Annotated in this window: 12 protein-coding genes and 1 tRNA gene; 9 read left to right on the top strand and 4 right to left on the bottom strand. The window is 40.5% G+C overall.

All coding sequences use genetic code 11. The features are described 5' to 3' along the window. The first annotated feature begins 140 nt into the window (after nt 1-140). Nucleotides 141-1,466 (top strand): TIGR03279 family radical SAM protein, encoded by a 1,326-nt coding sequence (locus tag OGM63_RS27905; RefSeq protein ID WP_263748993.1) that lies wholly within the window; start codon nt 141-143, stop codon nt 1,464-1,466. Nucleotides 1,467-1,502: 36 nt separating this feature from the next. Here the strand turns inward: OGM63_RS27905 and OGM63_RS27900 are convergent. Continuing rightward, nucleotides 1,503-1,574 (bottom strand) — tRNA-Thr (locus OGM63_RS27900). Between the two features lie 325 nt (nt 1,575-1,899). Between OGM63_RS27900 and argF the strand changes: the two genes are divergently transcribed. The 7 genes from argF to OGM63_RS27865 all read left to right on the top strand — a co-directional run bounded on the left by argF (nt 1,900) and on the right by OGM63_RS27865 (nt 8,895). Then, nucleotides 1,900-2,820: an ornithine carbamoyltransferase gene (gene argF / locus OGM63_RS27895; RefSeq protein ID WP_263748992.1), complete on the top strand. Its 921-nt coding sequence runs from the start codon at nt 1,900-1,902 to the stop codon at nt 2,818-2,820. A 28-nt stretch (nt 2,821-2,848) separates the two neighbouring features. Then, a complete protein-coding gene (locus tag OGM63_RS27890; RefSeq protein WP_263748991.1) occupies nt 2,849-3,001 on the top strand; it encodes a hypothetical protein in 153 nt (50 codons plus the stop codon). 84 nt (nt 3,002-3,085) lie between these two features. Continuing rightward, a complete protein-coding gene (gene lexA / locus OGM63_RS27885) occupies nt 3,086-3,691 on the top strand; it encodes a transcriptional repressor LexA (protein ID WP_263748990.1) in 606 nt (201 codons plus the stop codon). Nucleotides 3,692-3,964: 273 nt separating this feature from the next. Then, entirely contained in the window at nt 3,965-5,326 is a 1,362-nt protein-coding gene (locus OGM63_RS27880) for a DNA phosphorothioation system restriction enzyme (protein ID WP_263748994.1), read from the top strand. 585 nt (nt 5,327-5,911) lie between these two features. Then, nucleotides 5,912-6,085, top strand: a complete 174-nt coding sequence (locus OGM63_RS27875; protein WP_263748989.1) for a hypothetical protein — start codon at nt 5,912-5,914, stop codon at nt 6,083-6,085. Between the two features lie 86 nt (nt 6,086-6,171). Further along, on the top strand, nt 6,172-8,241 hold the full coding sequence (locus tag OGM63_RS27870) for an AAA family ATPase (RefSeq protein ID WP_263748988.1): 2,070 nt from the start codon (nt 6,172-6,174) through the stop codon (nt 8,239-8,241). A 180-nt stretch (nt 8,242-8,421) separates the two neighbouring features. Next, complete coding sequence (locus OGM63_RS27865; RefSeq protein WP_263748987.1) at nt 8,422-8,895, top strand: DNA phosphorothioation-associated protein 4; 474 nt, start codon at nt 8,422-8,424, stop codon at nt 8,893-8,895. Nucleotides 8,896-9,564: 669 nt separating this feature from the next. Here OGM63_RS27865 and OGM63_RS27860 read toward each other — a convergent pair. Then, nucleotides 9,565-9,762 (bottom strand): hypothetical protein, encoded by a 198-nt coding sequence (locus OGM63_RS27860; protein WP_263748985.1) that lies wholly within the window; start codon nt 9,760-9,762, stop codon nt 9,565-9,567. On the opposite strand from OGM63_RS27860, the gene OGM63_RS27855 reads away from it, so the two are divergent. Beyond that, entirely contained in the window at nt 9,761-11,677 is a 1,917-nt protein-coding gene (locus tag OGM63_RS27855) for a cytochrome-c peroxidase (RefSeq protein ID WP_263748983.1), read from the top strand. The two genes, OGM63_RS27860 and OGM63_RS27855, sit on opposite strands and share 2 nt — an antisense overlap. Nucleotides 11,678-12,037: 360 nt before the next feature. Here OGM63_RS27855 and OGM63_RS27850 read toward each other — a convergent pair whose 3' ends face one another. Continuing rightward, nucleotides 12,038-13,225, bottom strand: coding sequence for a DNA sulfur modification protein DndB (locus OGM63_RS27850; protein ID WP_263748982.1), 1,188 nt, complete (start codon nt 13,223-13,225; stop codon nt 12,038-12,040). Between the two features lie 104 nt (nt 13,226-13,329). Next, the gene (locus OGM63_RS27845; protein WP_263748981.1) at nt 13,330-14,916 is read right to left on the bottom strand and encodes a DGQHR domain-containing protein; all 1,587 of its coding nucleotides are present in this window, start codon (nt 14,914-14,916) and stop codon (nt 13,330-13,332) included. Nucleotides 14,917-15,161: the final 245 nt, after the last annotated feature.

The following is a 15,161-nucleotide window of genomic DNA, read 5'->3' as shown; positions in this document are numbered from 1 at the left end:
CCAACTCCCAACTCCCAACTCCCAACTCCCAACTCCCAACTCCCAACTCCCAACTCCCAACTCCCAACTCCCAACTCCCAACTCCCAACTCCCAACTCCTAACTCCTAACTCCTAACTCCTAACCCCTAACCCCTAACCCATGTCTACCATTAATCCTGCCCGAATTACTGGGGTACTACTAGATTCCATCGCTGCGGAAATTGGCTTTACGGTAGGGGATGCGATCGTTGCTATCAATGGTACGCATCCCCGTGATTTAATTGATTATCAGTTTTTGTGCGCTGATGAAGTTCTGGAATTAGAAGTTTTAGACGAGAAAGGAAAAACTCATCATATTGAAATCGAAAAAGATTACGACGAAGATTTAGGATTAGAATTTGAAACGGCACTGTTTGATGGTCTAATTCAGTGCAATAACCGCTGCCCATTTTGCTTTATCGATCAACAGCCACCAGGCAAGCGAGAAAGCTTGTATTTTAAAGATGATGATTATCGCTTGAGCTTTTTGTATGGCTCATACTTAACTCTTACCAATTTACCAGAGCGAGAATGGCAGCGCATTGAACTTCTTCGGCTGTCTCCGTTATATGTTTCGGTTCACGCTACCGAACCAGAAGTTAGAATTAGATTGTTGAAAAATCCCCGTGGGGGACAAATATTACAACAACTGAAGTGGTTTCAAGAAAGACGATTGCAAATTCATGCTCAAGTCGTCGTTTGTCCTGGTATAAATGATGGCAAACACTTGGAACAAACATTGCGGGATTTAGCGTCGTTTTCTACTGGGGAAGTGCCTGGGGTAGCCTCAGTAGCGGTAGTACCTGTAGGTTTGACGCGATTTCGTTTAGAGAAAGATGAACTTATACCAGTAAGTGAAGAAAAAGCGATAGAAGTGATTTCCCAAGTGCGATCGCTTCAAAAAGAATTTAGCAAAAAATACGGTTCTAACGTAGCTTGGTTAGCTGATGAGTGGTTTTTGATTGCTGGTGAAGAATTACCCAGCGAAGTTGAATATAACGACTATCCGCAAATTGATAACGGTGTAGGTTCGATTCGTTTATTTATCAAGCAGTTTGCAACCGCTGCTGCTGAATTCTTACCACCAAAAATCTCGAAGCCGCGAAAATTTACTTGGGTAGTTGGCAATGCAGTTGAAAAAGCATTTCAACCGATTTTACAGCAATTGAATGCTGTAGAGAATTTAGAAGTAAATATGCGTGCTTTGAAGAGCGATTATTGGGGACAGAGTATCAGCGTGACTGGGTTGCTAACTGGTCATGATTTGCTTTTAAATTTACTTGGGCAAGATTTAGGAGAAGGAATCTTGCTACCAAAAGTTATGCTCAAACATGGTGAATTGATATTTTTAGATGATATGAGCATTGAGGAGGTAGCTAGCCAACTGAATACAAAAATCTTACCAGTCGCCGGTGTGGAAGATTTAATCAATACTTGTATTGATTAACCTGATCAACCATATATAAAAAGATTCCACTGAGAAGGCCAGCAGTCGGATTTGAACCGACGACCTTCCGATTACAAGTCGGATGCACTACCACTGTGCTATGCTGGCGAAGCCGTAACTCTGGACGATTGCAAAAATTATTTGATTTTTAAACGTCATACCAATTTCATATCCTAGCATAAGCCAGCTAATTGCACAAGTCAAGTGCCAAAAAAGATTTCTGATTTTTCCGCCTGGAAATGATTTATTGAAGGCTGCAAAAGCGTGCAAAAAAATCGAAAAAATTGTCAGTAAATCAAGATGAATACCAAAAGCTGTCTTCAAATCCCAGGCTGAAAACCAAAATATCTGGTAAGGTTTGAAAGTGGTATTTTTTGAATACGGCACGCGATCGCGAACATAAAGACATAATTTTTCTTTACAGATCACAACAATGGCAGCGTTGATCGGACGAGATTTATTAAGTTTGGCGGACTTCAATGCAACGGAAGTTCAAGAACTCTTGCTTTTGGCAACTGAGTTGAAATCACAACGGCTAAAGTTGCATTGTCCTAAAGTGCTGGGGTTGTTGTTTTCCAAAGCTTCAACTCGGACACGAGTCAGTTTGACAGTAGCGATGTATCAACTGGGTGGACAGGTAATTGATCTTAACCCCAATGTCACCCAAGTGAGTCGCGGGGAACCCATAGAAGATACAGCCCGGGTGTTGGATCGATATTTGGATATTTTGGCAATTCGCACCTTCGCACAGCAAGATTTGGAAATTTTTGCCCATTATGCCAAAATTCCTGTAATTAATGCGCTTACCGATTTAGGACATCCCTGTCAAGTCTTGGCAGATTTAATGACGATTCAAGAATGTTTTGGTACTCTAGCTGGCTTAACCTTGACTTATGTGGGGGATGGTAATAATGTCGCCAATTCTCTGATGTTAGGCTGTGCTTTGGTAGGGATGAATGTAAGAATTGCCACGCCAATAGGTTATGAGCCTTCTTCAGCCATCACCGAAAAAGCCCGCGCAATAGCCGACAAAAAAACTGAAGTTATTTTAACTAATGACCCAGAAGCCGCAGTCAAGGGAGCTTCTGTACTTTATACTGATGTTTGGGCAAGTATGGGGCAAGAAGCAGAAGCCAGCGCGAGGCTACCAATTTTCCAATCCTACCAAATCAACGATCTCCTATTAAGTCTTGCCGATGGCGACGCAATTGTTTTACACTGTTTACCAGCTCATCGGGGTGAAGAAATTACTGAATCTGTAATTGAAGGCTCTCATTCACGAGTTTGGGATCAGGCAGAAAATCGGATGCACGCTCAAAAAGCTTTACTTGCAAGTATCTTAGGGGCAGAATAAAGAGTTAAGAGGAGCGGAGTTATCAGTTATGAGTTATAACTATTTACCCCTCACTCCTTTAGAGACGCGATCGCACGAAGCTCTACAACTCTTAACTCCTAACTCCTCACTCTTAACTCCGCTCCTCTTAACTCCGCTCCTCTTAACTCTTAACTCTTTAAGTTTACTCACCCAAAATTAAAAATTCCAAATTTACAAGCCATTGGGGGTTTTTTTATAGTACTAATGTTCTAGAGACATTTGTACTTTGTCTCCCTACTAATTTATGGAAAGACTAACAGAAGCTCAACAAGAACTTTACGAATGGCTGGCGGAATACATCCGATCGCACCAGCATTCGCCCTCAATTAGGCAAATGATGCAGGCAATGAACCTGAAATCACCTGCACCCATTCAAAGCCGCTTGGAACATTTACGCGCCAAGGGACATATTGAATGGAGTGAAGGTAAGGCAAGAACAATTCGGATTTTGCGTCCGCAAAAACCAGGTGTACCAATTTTAGGTACAATCGCCGCCGGCGGTTTAATCGAACCGTTCACCGATTTGAAAGAACATCTAGATTTGGCTAATTTGTCGTTACCTCCGCAAACATATGCTTTGCGGGTAGCTGGCGACAGTATGGTTGAAGTAGGAATTGTCGATGGAGATGTGGTATTTCTGCGTCCAGTACCAGAACCAGATCATCTGAAAAATGGTATCATTGTCGCCGCCAGAGTCGAAGGACACGGTACGACATTGAAGCGATTTTATCGAAATGGCGATCGCGTCACCCTCAAACCGGCAAATCCCAAATACAACCCCATCGAAGTCTCCGCAGTACAAGTCGAGGTGCAAGGTACTCTCGTCGGCGTCTGGCGAGGTTACAACTGATATTGGGGCATGGGGCATGGAGCATGGGGCATGGAGCATGGAAAGAATTGTATTTATTCACGCACTTGCACATGATCGAACTTGTTAATTCCCAATGCGAGCGTGCCCAATGCCCAATGCCCAATGCCCTATTCCCCAGTCCCTAATCCCTAGTCCCTATCTATGTACCTGACGCCACGAGTTGAGAAATTGCCCACTTTCAAGCTGAAAAAACCATTTGTCGGCGAAAGTAAGGGCAATTATCAAACTCAACCACTACCAGGATGCCCCAGAATGCCGCAATATCTGCAATTACGGCAATATCAACGACAAGCTATTGAGTCTTGGTTTGCCAACAACGGCAGAGGTACACTGAAAATGGCTACTGGTAGTGGTAAGACGATTACAGCATTGGCGATCGCTTGCGAGTTATATAAACAAATTAACTTGCAAGTTTTGTTGGTGGTGTGTCCCTTTCGTCATCTTGTCACCCAATGGGCACGAGAATGTCAAAAATTCAACTTGCAGCCCATTTTAGCCTTTGAAGATTTACGAACGTGGCAAAGTCAACTTTCTACCCAACTTTATAACGTGCGTTCTGGTTCGCAATCGTTTGTCACGGTTGTTACTACCAATTCCACATTAATTGGCGATGGCTTTCAATCTCAATTCAAGTACTTTCCCCAAAAGACTTTGATTATTGGCGACGAAGCACATAACTTAGGCGCACCTAAGTTGGAAGAAAGTTTACCACGCCGCGTGGGTTTACGACTCGCTCTTTCTGCTACCCCAGAAAGATATTTTGATGATGATGGCACTCAATCTTTATTTAATTACTTTGGTGCGGTTCTTCAGCCGGAATTCACTTTAAAGGATGCAATTTCTCAAGGTGCGTTAGTACATTATCTGTACCATCCCATCCTGGTAGAGTTAACAGAAGCAGAAAGTATTGCTTACTTAAAATTAACTAAAAGAATTGGACGAGCATTACTGTATCGAGAACGAGAAAACTTGAATTTAGCTGACTTTGAAGGCAACGAAGATTTAAAACCTTTGTTAATGCAACGGGCAAGATTAATTGGTGCGGCAGAAAATAAATTAAACGCCTTGCGCGAACTAATGCTAACTCGTCGCGAAACTACTCACACCCTTTTCTATTGTAGCGATGGCGCACAAGAAGAGGGACGTTCATCGCTACACCAACTCAAAGCAGTCGCCAAAATATTAGGAGGAGAAATGGGGTATCGAGTCAGCACCTACACCGCAAAAACGCCTTTACAAGAAAGGGAAACTTTGCGTTGTCAATTTGAAAGCGGTGAATTGCAAGGTTTGGTAGCAATTCGCTGCTTAGATGAAGGTGTTGATATTCCCGCAATTCAAACTGCTGTAATTTTGGCAAGTTCAGGAAATCCCCGCCAATTTATCCAGCGAAGAGGACGAGTTTTGCGCCCTCACCCTGGCAAAGAACGCGCTACTATATTTGATATGATTGTGCTCCCACCAGAACTTGACAGAAACACTTTAGAAGTTGAGCGCAATCTGTTAAGAAAAGAATTGCGTCGCTTTGTCGAATTTGCTGATTTAGCTGACAATGCTGGTGAAGCGAGGATGAAATTACTTGCTTTACAAAAGAGATACGATTTATTGGATATCTAACCTTTGATATCATGTCAGGTTTATTACTTACAATTGTATTGACGTTCCAGTAAAGACGTTCCGGTGGAACGTCTCTACGACGGTAGATGGTTTTTATTATTGTTACAACAATTTTCATCTTAAATGAACCACATTATTTTTATTTCACGCACTCGGAGCAAAGTCGCAAAGGAAGAAATACAGAAAACTTGAGTGTGGTCTAAATACATGAAAACTGCTGTAATTAAACGAACATGATATGATTGCACCAATTTGTGGAAAATAATTTTTATAAAAAAATTAAAAAAAATCGATAAAAACAGGGGTAAATATGAGATGATAATAAGTATGAGATTAAATTTAGTATAATGGGGAATTAGCCAAATTTTTAAAATAGCCACCACTCCATTATGATGAAAGTTATTTAATTACCTCTAATAATATCAGGAAACAGCCCAAAAAGAAAGTGATTTTTGTCAAAAAATTGCAAATTTTCGGATTTTTTTGGAGTGAAAATAAAGATAACGATAAAAGTAGCTTTCAGGCTGCGTCTACACTCCTTAGAGACGGTTAAAATAGAGAATAAAAATTTATTTTAAAACCGAAATGACAAAAGAGCCGAATATCGATGATGTTCAGGAGCCAATTATCAATGCTCCACCGGAAGTGCGGCAAATAATCGAACAGGTATGGTATCTGGAAAAAAGCAGACTTGATAAGAAAAGTTTCAGCCATATTAATGATGATATATTAAAAATAGTGAAGGAAGTTGTGCAATAGATATCTCCAGAGTCATAGGTAGAGACGTAGTAGTGCTACGTCTGTTGGGGTTCGGGCAACGCATAATTAATTTCTGGAGATGTCTAATGAAGCTGACTTCAATCAAGCTGTGTAACTTTCGCTCTTTTTATGGCAAAACACCAGAAATCATCTTAGCAGTTGGTGAGGGTGATAATACAACGATTATTCACGGTAATAATGGTGCGGGCAAAACCAGTCTGCTGAATGGATTTACATGGGTGCTGTATGAGAAATTTAGTGCAGCATTTGCCTCAATTGAGCAGTTAGTTAATAAGCGAGCGATCGCAGAAGCTAAAATCGGGCAGGCTATAGAATGTTGGGTAGAAGTAGCTTGGGAACACGACAGCAAACGCTACAACGTCAAACGTCAGTGTCGAGTTTACAAAAATGCAAGTGATATTGATGTTGGTAAGACAGAATTATTAATGCAAGTATCTGGAGATGATGGACGCTGGTATTTTCCACTCCAACAACCAGAAGATATCATCAATCAAATTTTACCAAGTAATTTACATCAATATTTCTTCTTTGATGGCGAACGAATTGAGCAAATAGTGCGTTCTGATAAAAAAGCGGAAATCGCGGAAGCGACAAAGATGCTTTTGGGGGTAGAAGTAATAAATCGTTCCATCAAGCATTTAGGGGAAGCGAAGAAAACTTTAGAGAATGAATTAAAACTCATCGGTGATTTAGAAACTAAAAAGCTTTTAAGACAGCAAGAAAAGCTAGATCGCGAAATTGAGCGCATCACCAAGCGACAAACGGAAATAAAACAAGAATTAGAATATCAACAAACTTTCAAAAAAGAGACAAGTAACCGGTTACGAGAACTCAGCGCTGCCAAAGAAATTCAAGAAAGACGACAAGAGTTAGAAAGCCAGAAAAAAGCAAACCAAGAAAATCTCAAACAAACCAGAGAAGCATTAAAAAAAGTTATTTCGACACGCGGTTATACGGTGTTGCTATCAGAAACTACAATTGAATTTCGTAGCATTATCGAAGATTTGAAGCAGTGTGGTAAATTAACTGCGGGAATTTCCCAGGAATTTGTTACCGACTTACTCAACTCGAAACGCTGTATTTGTGGTGCAGAATTACACGACGGAACTCACCGACACGATAATGTGAAAAAGTTCCTCGATAAAGCTGGTTGTTCAGCCATAGAAGAAACAGCTTTCCGCATGAGCGCTCAAGTAGATGAAATTGACAAGCAAGCAGTAGCATTTTGGGAAGAAGTTGATAAAGAACAAGCCAGAATTAATCAGTTAAGGCAAACTATATCTCAAGTTGAAGGTGAGTTAGATACGATTCAAGAACGCTTGCGAAAAGACCCAAGTGAAGAAATTCGCAGTTTACAAAAGCGGTTAGATGAAATTGAAGAAAAAATCAGAGAATTGACCTTAGAACAAGGTGCAAATCAACAGCAAATTGCTAATCTAAAAGCAGAAATAGAAGGCTTGAATAAACAAGTTGCTAAACAGAAGCTGAACGAAGATAAGCAAACACTCGCACAACGACGTATCGCTGCTACTCAAGATGCAATTGAGCGATTAACTGAAGTTAAGTTTCGTCAAGAAAATCACTTTCGCTTACAATTACAAAAGCGAGTACAAGAGATATTTAGTCAAATTTCTTTTACACCTTACATTCCTAAAATCAGCGATAAATATGAATTGACCCTAGTGGAAAATACAACAGGTATGGAAGCGCTAGTTGCAGCTTCTACAGGAGAAAATCAAATTCTCAGTTTATCTTTTATCGGCAGCATTATCGACAGAGTGCGGGAATGGAGTGAGAGAAAAATGTTAATGATGCCAGATAGTAACACATTTCCGATAGTGATGGATTCGCCTTTTGGTAGTTTGGATAATAACTATCGCCGGCAAATTGCGAAAACTATTCCGCAATTAGCAAATCAGTTGATTGTGTTGGTTACTCAGACGCAATGGAGAGGTGAAGTTGAGGAGGAAATGGCAAAAAGAATAGGGAGGGAATATGTGTTGACTTATTATTCTTCTAAACCTGATTGCGAACAAGATTATATCGAGTTGAATGGGGAAAGATATGCGTTGGTTAGGCAAAGTCCGAATGAGTTTGAGTATACGGAGATTGTTGAGGTTGAACGTGGTGGTTAATTATTCTTTGCGTCTTTGCGACTTTGCGTGAGATTATTTCTTGATGCGATCGCGAAGTGACTCCCCAGGAGTATCGCGCTTATTTTCTCAGAAAAACGAACCGCAGAGGCGCAGAGTTAGCAGAGAGGGGAAATGCGATCAATTTTAACTTAAAATTGTCACATAGCATATATCAACATTATGGCTGAAACTGGCAGAATCAGGGTTGCTAAAGATAAGGCTGAGTTGGTGAAGGCTTTAATTTCATCTGATGGTGCAACGGGTCCTTTTCAGACTTTTGCGGATGCGATCGTTTTTGCTGCTGCTTTGGGTGCGAAGCATAATAAGCGAGTTCCTTTAGGGGAAGTATCTAAAAGAGAACCATCACCAATTAGGTTAGAGTATTTTGCTTCAATGGGACATGATATTTTAATAAAGTTATTAGCAATTAATGAAACTAAGGATATCAAAATCTTATCTATTGATGAGGAAGAATATGAAAAGCAACGCAATCAAATATTTGAAGAATACGCAAATGGTGGATTAGAAATACTCCAAAATGAATTACATGGCTCTGTTGATTATTCAGAGCGAATTTTATTATTTCTAAGTTACGAACGTACAAACAAAGAAGAACAAGACGAGGAATTTGATTTAACTAAATTCTTGTCTTGATTTTGGTTATAAGTAAGTGGGTGTTAAGGATAATTGTAGGTTGGGTTGAGGAAGGAAACCCAACCTACGCACCTTAAGGTTTTTGGTGCTAACACCAAGCGTATTGTTCTATAACCAAGAATACAGGAGATTTCACTCCTAAGTTCGTACATATATAAAACCTAAAACCTTGTAGAGACGTAGCACAGAATAGTCTCTACGTCTCTACGTGTATTCGATAGATTGCACTTTGCTGTAAATGTCCCAATTCCTAATCTGACGAGACCACAAATAGTCATAATTATTTGTTCATATTTGTGGTGATAACACTCATTAATATTATTCTTTCAGAACTTAATTAATTTTCATAAATGTGTATTCTTTTATCACAAATTAATTATTTTTCGGAGATGTCTATTAAACAAAGACTTTCTCCCCTTAAAATTGGATTGAGTTTTTTAAGAACTGCTTAAGAACTGCATCCACTGCTTACCTTTGCATTTATGCCATTCAGTACGCAGTTGTTCCCTGCATGGGGTGAGTTGAGTTGGAAAGGTTGAATAGTCTATTTGAGAAAAACTATTTACCTTTAGACATCTCCATAAAAGACGTAGAGACGTAGCTAGCTTAGGTCTCTACAAGGGTTTCGGGCAACGTATAGTTCATTTGTGGAGATGTCTTTTCTAAATTTTAGACATCCTCTAAAGGAGGGCTGAGTTTTCCTGAGTCAGCCTCAACTTCATAGTTTCCACAGGTATCGCGAGGTCTTATGATACAGTTCAATAGCCTAGTAATATTACTAGTGCCAATTTTGATGCTTTCTTGGATTTGTTTAAAATTTAACACCAGAATAGTATCAAAATCTTCACGCCCTCTGGCAATTTTCATGATAGTTTTTCTGGCGATCGCTAGCGGAGGTTTCGTATCCGCGCAAGTAACACCGAACCCAGCTCCCTTAAATGCCATAACTAGTCTTCCAGCAGCTACACCTGGAGACCCTACCCCAGGGAACCCACCACTCCTCACAGCGGTGGCTGAACCAAGCAATCTCACAGACTTTGTTCAAAACCAAACAGCCCTACTCAAGCTAGGAAAATCCCTATTCTGGGATATGCAGCTTGGTAGCGACGGCGTTCAGTCATGTGCTAGTTGTCACTTTCATGCGGGAGCTGATAGCAGATCAAAGAATCAAATCAGTCCTGGTCTTTTGGCATCACTCAAAGATACAACTTTCCAAGTTGGTGGTGGTCCAAACTATCAACTCACCACGACAGATTTTCCATTTCACAAACTGGCAGATCCTAACAATCGAACCAGTACAGTTATTTCTAGCCTTAACGATGTTGCCTCATCCCAAGGTGTATTTTATAGTGTTTTGAATAACACTGTTCCGGGTCAAGCAGCGGATAATGTTACATCTAAGCCAGATCCAGACGGCTTTCAAATCAATGGAATCAATGTGCGTCGAGTGGAACCGCGTAATACTCCAACAGTAATTAATGCCATCTTCAACAAACTCCAGTTTTGGGATGGTCGCGCTAAGGAAACCTTCAATGGGGTGAATACAAATGGGGCAGCAGACTTGAGTGCTAAAGTTTATAAAGCATCAAACCCAAACACACTCACTGAAGTTCCAGTTGCGCTGAACAATTCCTCTCTAGCTTCTCTAGTAACAGAACCACTAGTGAGTCGATTTGAGACATCTGCTGATGGTCGTGAGTTACCGGAAATCGGCAGTAAGTTCCTGTCGAGAGCAGGTAAGAAATTAAAAACCCTCAGACCCCTAGGCAAGCAAATTGTACACCCGGAAGACGGTGTTTTAGGTGGTGACAGCAGATCACCTCAGCCTGGACTGAACATACCCAGCTACGATAATCTGATTAAGCAAGCCTTTAAGAATGAATGGTGGAACTCTAATAAAATCATTCAACTTAATGCTGATGGAAGTCGAACAATCCTACAACAAGGTGCGGTTGGACAGACTTTACCTGCAAATCAGTTTGAACTCAGGGATTGGAACTTCTCCTTGTTTGCTGGGTTAGCAATGCAAAAGTATATCTCTACTCTTGTATCTGACCAGACACCCTTTGATAAATTCCAGGCAGGAGATACCAGTGCTCTCACCGCTCAGGAAAAAAGCGGTCTGACTCTATTTGTTAATACTGTGCCTAATGGTGGTGCAAATTGTAACACCTGCCATACGATTCCAGAATTCACTAGAGCTTCGGTGAGAAGAGCCGCAGGAGTAGCTTCAACCGATCCTAACGATCCGTTGAGAATAGCTTATAATGCTAGTGGCGTTCCAGCGTCAACTAATTTTGGCTTCTTTGCTAACTTCGGTGTGAGACCTGGTACTGAAGACCCAGGGGCTTCAAAAGACATTCTCACTGATCCGGCTACTACATCACGTTTCAAAGCACCTACCCTCCGTGACATCGCCTTGACAGCTCCATATATGCATAATGGTGGGATGGGAACTTTGGAGCAAGTAGTAGACTTCTACAATCGTGGTCGAGGTGACGATGGTGGACGAGCTGCACAAATATTGGGCTTAAACTCGCAGCAAAAAGCTGATTTGGTCACTTTCATGAGAACCGGACTCACCGATCAGCGAGTCCTTCTTGAACAAGCACCCTTTGACCATCCGCAACTGTTCGTCCCCAATGGACATCCTGGCAATCAATTTTCAGTGACTTCCAGTGGCAATACGAATGGAACTCCTACTGCTACAGATCAGCTAGTGGAAATACCCGCTGTTGGTCGTAATGGTGTGACTACTCCCCAGACAAATTTCTTAGAGTAAGTTAAGCCTAAAAATTAGTCTTAGAGACGCGAAATTTAGCGTCTCTACAGGTCTAAAATTAGTAAGTAAGTCAACCTAATTAAAAGTAAAACGCTCAACTTGATAGTGACCTTGCTTGGCTCTATGATTTATACCCTCAATAATAGCGATCGCGCTTTTCATATTCATCTTCAAAAACTTGACCGGCAAGCTCGTCACGCTCTTTGTTGCAACCATTCATCTTCAATCCTATTCATTTGGGAACTATAGGGAGCTAACTCTTATCCAGAGCGAATTTTATTATTTATAAGTTACGAACGAACGAACAAAGAAGAAGAAAATGAGGAATTTGATTTAACTAAATTCCTGTCTTGATTTTGGTTATATCCATCCCAGTTTGATTTTTACCATTTTCACTGCATCTGTTACAGCATTTGTCGCAGTAGAAAGTTTATAAGGCTTATCTGGGTTCTTAGGATTTGGGTCTATTCTGACTACGTTATCTCTCCAAACCGGGTTATCTCTTGACCAATCTATCTGCGCTAGTTGGGAAACTTTTGTTTCATCAAAACTATTGTCTTCTTTATAGATAGAGTATAGTAGTCTGCCTAAAATTTCTAATCCAATGCTGACACCTAATATACAATCTTCTTTGAATGCAGCTACCTCATCAACTGTTAATTCTTCAACATTTGTTTCAGATACATACTCTGTATTGCTGCATTCTGAAAAAAACTGATTAAGACAAATAACCAAAGCATCAGATGCTTCGTAAACATCATAATCTCGAAGTTGATGGCTTGGATCGTTAGTAAAAACGCAACTTACGAATCTAGCGATGAAATTAGTTGTGTAAATTAACTTTTGTTTGGTAGCGGGAGTCAATTTAATCTTTTCTGTCTTACCCTCAAACATTGGCACTCTTTTTATTAATTCTTTCGTAATGCCAACTCTCCCAGAGAACTCACCAAATGATACTAACAAAGATTTATCTAATTGTCTTGTTTGAGCCATGTCTCGAAAATCTGCCTGACATTGCTGAAAATCACCTTCTAAAACTAATGTAATCGGAAAATCGTCATTACTAATTAAATTGCCTTCAGCACTTTCTATTAATTCGTGAATTGCACTTTTACGATGCTGTCCATCAGTAATATCTAACTTAACTCCCCGACCAATAACAACTAAACAAATACTTCTACCTAATTCGATAATTTTTATGTCTTTTGGCTCTACATTTGCTGTCAGTGTCCCAACAATCCAAGGTTTATCTTTTCGAGCACGTTCAATAATATATTTTTTAATTTCATTCGCATGACCTTTAACTTCTGGACGATTTTTACCAGAATCAGGATCGTTACCTGTGGATGGTTTAGCTTGAAGAAGTCCGGAAAAATCTCTAGCTGGTACGTTGATTTGCAGCATCGTCCGCTTTCCCTGCTGAAAAATCAATCCTGGATAACAGCGATCGCGATGGTGTTCAAAGAAAAATGGCTCAATAAAAGCGCGAAACTGAGCTTTGACTTCACCAGAAACGCTATTGTTAATATTTTCGTTGCTTTGATCCATATAAATACCTATAAAAATTGGCAGATGTTAGCCAATATAATATAAGTATATGTAATATTTTACCTGAGTGAAAGTGACAGTTAAAAAAGCTACGCAGATACCAACTACAGAACTGGTGGAAGTCCTACCTCCTTTGGTTCAACGAACTTACCATCAAAACTGATTGTTTTATTTTCCACAGTTCTCCCATTCGCTAAAGCTGTGCGAAGTTCTGCACGCTCCATCTGATCGGTGATTCCACCGAGAATATATATCAGTAACTTCGCTGCCAAATCCCGTCCAGCAACTTGAATCCGCTTTTTATTTGGGTCATACAAAACCCCATACCACAAAGATTGCGGATACTCCATACCACTAAATCCTCCCTTTTGGTCAAATCTGCGAAGCTTCTTAAATATGTCTTCTAGTAATAACCCTTTGCGAAAAACCAAAATTCCCAAAGCTTGCGCGATCGCTACTTGTCCCACAGGACGAAAAAGCATATTTCCTTCTCCCCCCTCCTTCTCAAAGCTAAATCGTCGCAGAGGTGGTGTATCCTCCTCTTCTAAAAGCTGATAACTAGGAAGACTTGCTAAATAATCAAATAGCTTATGTAATTCCTTAATTCCCTCTTGAAGTTCGTCATTCTCTGGACGCATGGGAATTAAGCCTTTATCCAAGGGTTTCCACAATGGGAATTTTTGCCCCAAATATCGGCTAGACATATCTTGCAGAGCTTGCAGGGTGGTTAAAACTGTTGATTTAGATGCCACCGTCGCACTATCCCAATTAATGCGAGGTTTGCGATCGCGCTTTTGTTCAAAAAGTGGATGGGTAACAGCGATTTTTCTCGCAACTATCGAAAAACCATCATCTTCATTCAACTGCGCTAACTGACCTTTAGTTAAAGGTGCAGCCATTAAGTTAACATGAACAAAGATGGATCTCACCCGTCGTCTTGCTTGTTCACGGGTTTCTCCAGCAGCGATCGCACAAATAAATTCAATCCCAATCTTTTCTGCGGGCAAATTTTGCAGATAAGCTGGATCTACATGATACTGCTCAATTAAGTCAGATAAACTGATAAAAGTATCGTCAGCAGTTTTATCTTTTTTGTAACGCTGGAGTTTGCGAGTTTTAATCAACTCCATCAAACCCTGTACCCCCATCAGTCGATGTTGACCATCGAGTGCATAGATAGTTACATCTTCTTGGGAAACGTTGAGTAAACCGACTTTGCCATCTTTATCTAATGGGGTAAAATCAATAGTCGATTTTGTCGCAGTTCCTTGCTTATTCCACTCAGCAGCTTTCGGATTATCCACCCAAGGTTGGTTAATTACCACCAAAACAGGGGGAAACTTATGATTAGTCCTTGCTGCTAAATACTGCGTTAAAGGTAGTTGACGTGACCAATCAAGGGGACGTTGACGAATTTCGTCAATACTATCTGCGTCAATTTCGACATTATCAGTTTCCGAATTATACTTTTGCTGAAGCAACGGTAAACTAGACGCAAAGCGAACCCGACCGGCAAACCATTCTAAAGTGACAGAACCCACATAAGCGATACTTCCACCCATCTCTGTTTTTTGGACGAGAATCTGATCCTTTTTCCCCAGGAATTTCTCTAGCAATAAAGCTAGTACCTGTTTATCCTTGTTTTCCCTTGCTAGATACTTACGCTCGATGTCAGATACACTATCAGTCATGTTGATTTGTGAAAACTTAAAAGTTAATACTATAGCGGTTCTCATTTTAATCACATACATGTTCAAAAAATAAATGTAGAGACGCGAAATTTCGCGTCTCTACACGGTATTTCGCGTCTCTACACGGTATTTCGCGTCTCTACACGGTATTTCGCGTCTCTACACGGTATTTCGCGTCTCTACACGGTATTTCTCGTCTCTACACGGTATTTCGCGTCTCTACACCGAATTTCGCGTCTCTACAC

This window comes from Plectonema radiosum NIES-515 (assembly GCF_025753815.1).
Lineage (GTDB): Bacteria > Cyanobacteriota > Cyanobacteriia > Cyanobacteriales > Nostocaceae > Hassallia > Hassallia radiosum_A.
Note: the sequence above shows the minus strand (reverse complement) of the source record. Positions and strands in the feature narration are given on the sequence as shown.

Bases quoted from the DNA above. Each gene is read 5' to 3' on its own strand.
- OGM63_RS27875 (WP_263748989.1), top strand. From the start codon at position 5,912: ATGACAAAAGAGCCGAATATCGATGATGTTCAGGAGCCAATTATCAAT.
- OGM63_RS27860 (WP_263748985.1), bottom strand. From the start codon at position 9,762: ATGAAAATTGCCAGAGGGCGTGAAGATTTTGATACTATTCTGGTGTTA.
- OGM63_RS27865 (WP_263748987.1), top strand. From the start codon at position 8,422: ATGGCTGAAACTGGCAGAATCAGGGTTGCTAAAGATAAGGCTGAGTTG.
- argF (WP_263748992.1), top strand. From the start codon at position 1,900: ATGGCAGCGTTGATCGGACGAGATTTATTAAGTTTGGCGGACTTCAAT.
- OGM63_RS27905 (WP_263748993.1), top strand. From the start codon at position 141: ATGTCTACCATTAATCCTGCCCGAATTACTGGGGTACTACTAGATTCC.
- OGM63_RS27880 (WP_263748994.1), top strand. From the start codon at position 3,965: ATGCCGCAATATCTGCAATTACGGCAATATCAACGACAAGCTATTGAG.
- OGM63_RS27855 (WP_263748983.1), top strand. From the start codon at position 9,761: ATGATAGTTTTTCTGGCGATCGCTAGCGGAGGTTTCGTATCCGCGCAA.
- OGM63_RS27870 (WP_263748988.1), top strand. From the start codon at position 6,172: ATGAAGCTGACTTCAATCAAGCTGTGTAACTTTCGCTCTTTTTATGGC.
- OGM63_RS27890 (WP_263748991.1), top strand. From the start codon at position 2,849: ATGAGTTATAACTATTTACCCCTCACTCCTTTAGAGACGCGATCGCAC.
- OGM63_RS27845 (WP_263748981.1), bottom strand. From the start codon at position 14,916: ATGACTGATAGTGTATCTGACATCGAGCGTAAGTATCTAGCAAGGGAA.
- OGM63_RS27850 (WP_263748982.1), bottom strand. From the start codon at position 13,225: ATGGATCAAAGCAACGAAAATATTAACAATAGCGTTTCTGGTGAAGTC.
- lexA (WP_263748990.1), top strand. From the start codon at position 3,086: ATGGAAAGACTAACAGAAGCTCAACAAGAACTTTACGAATGGCTGGCG.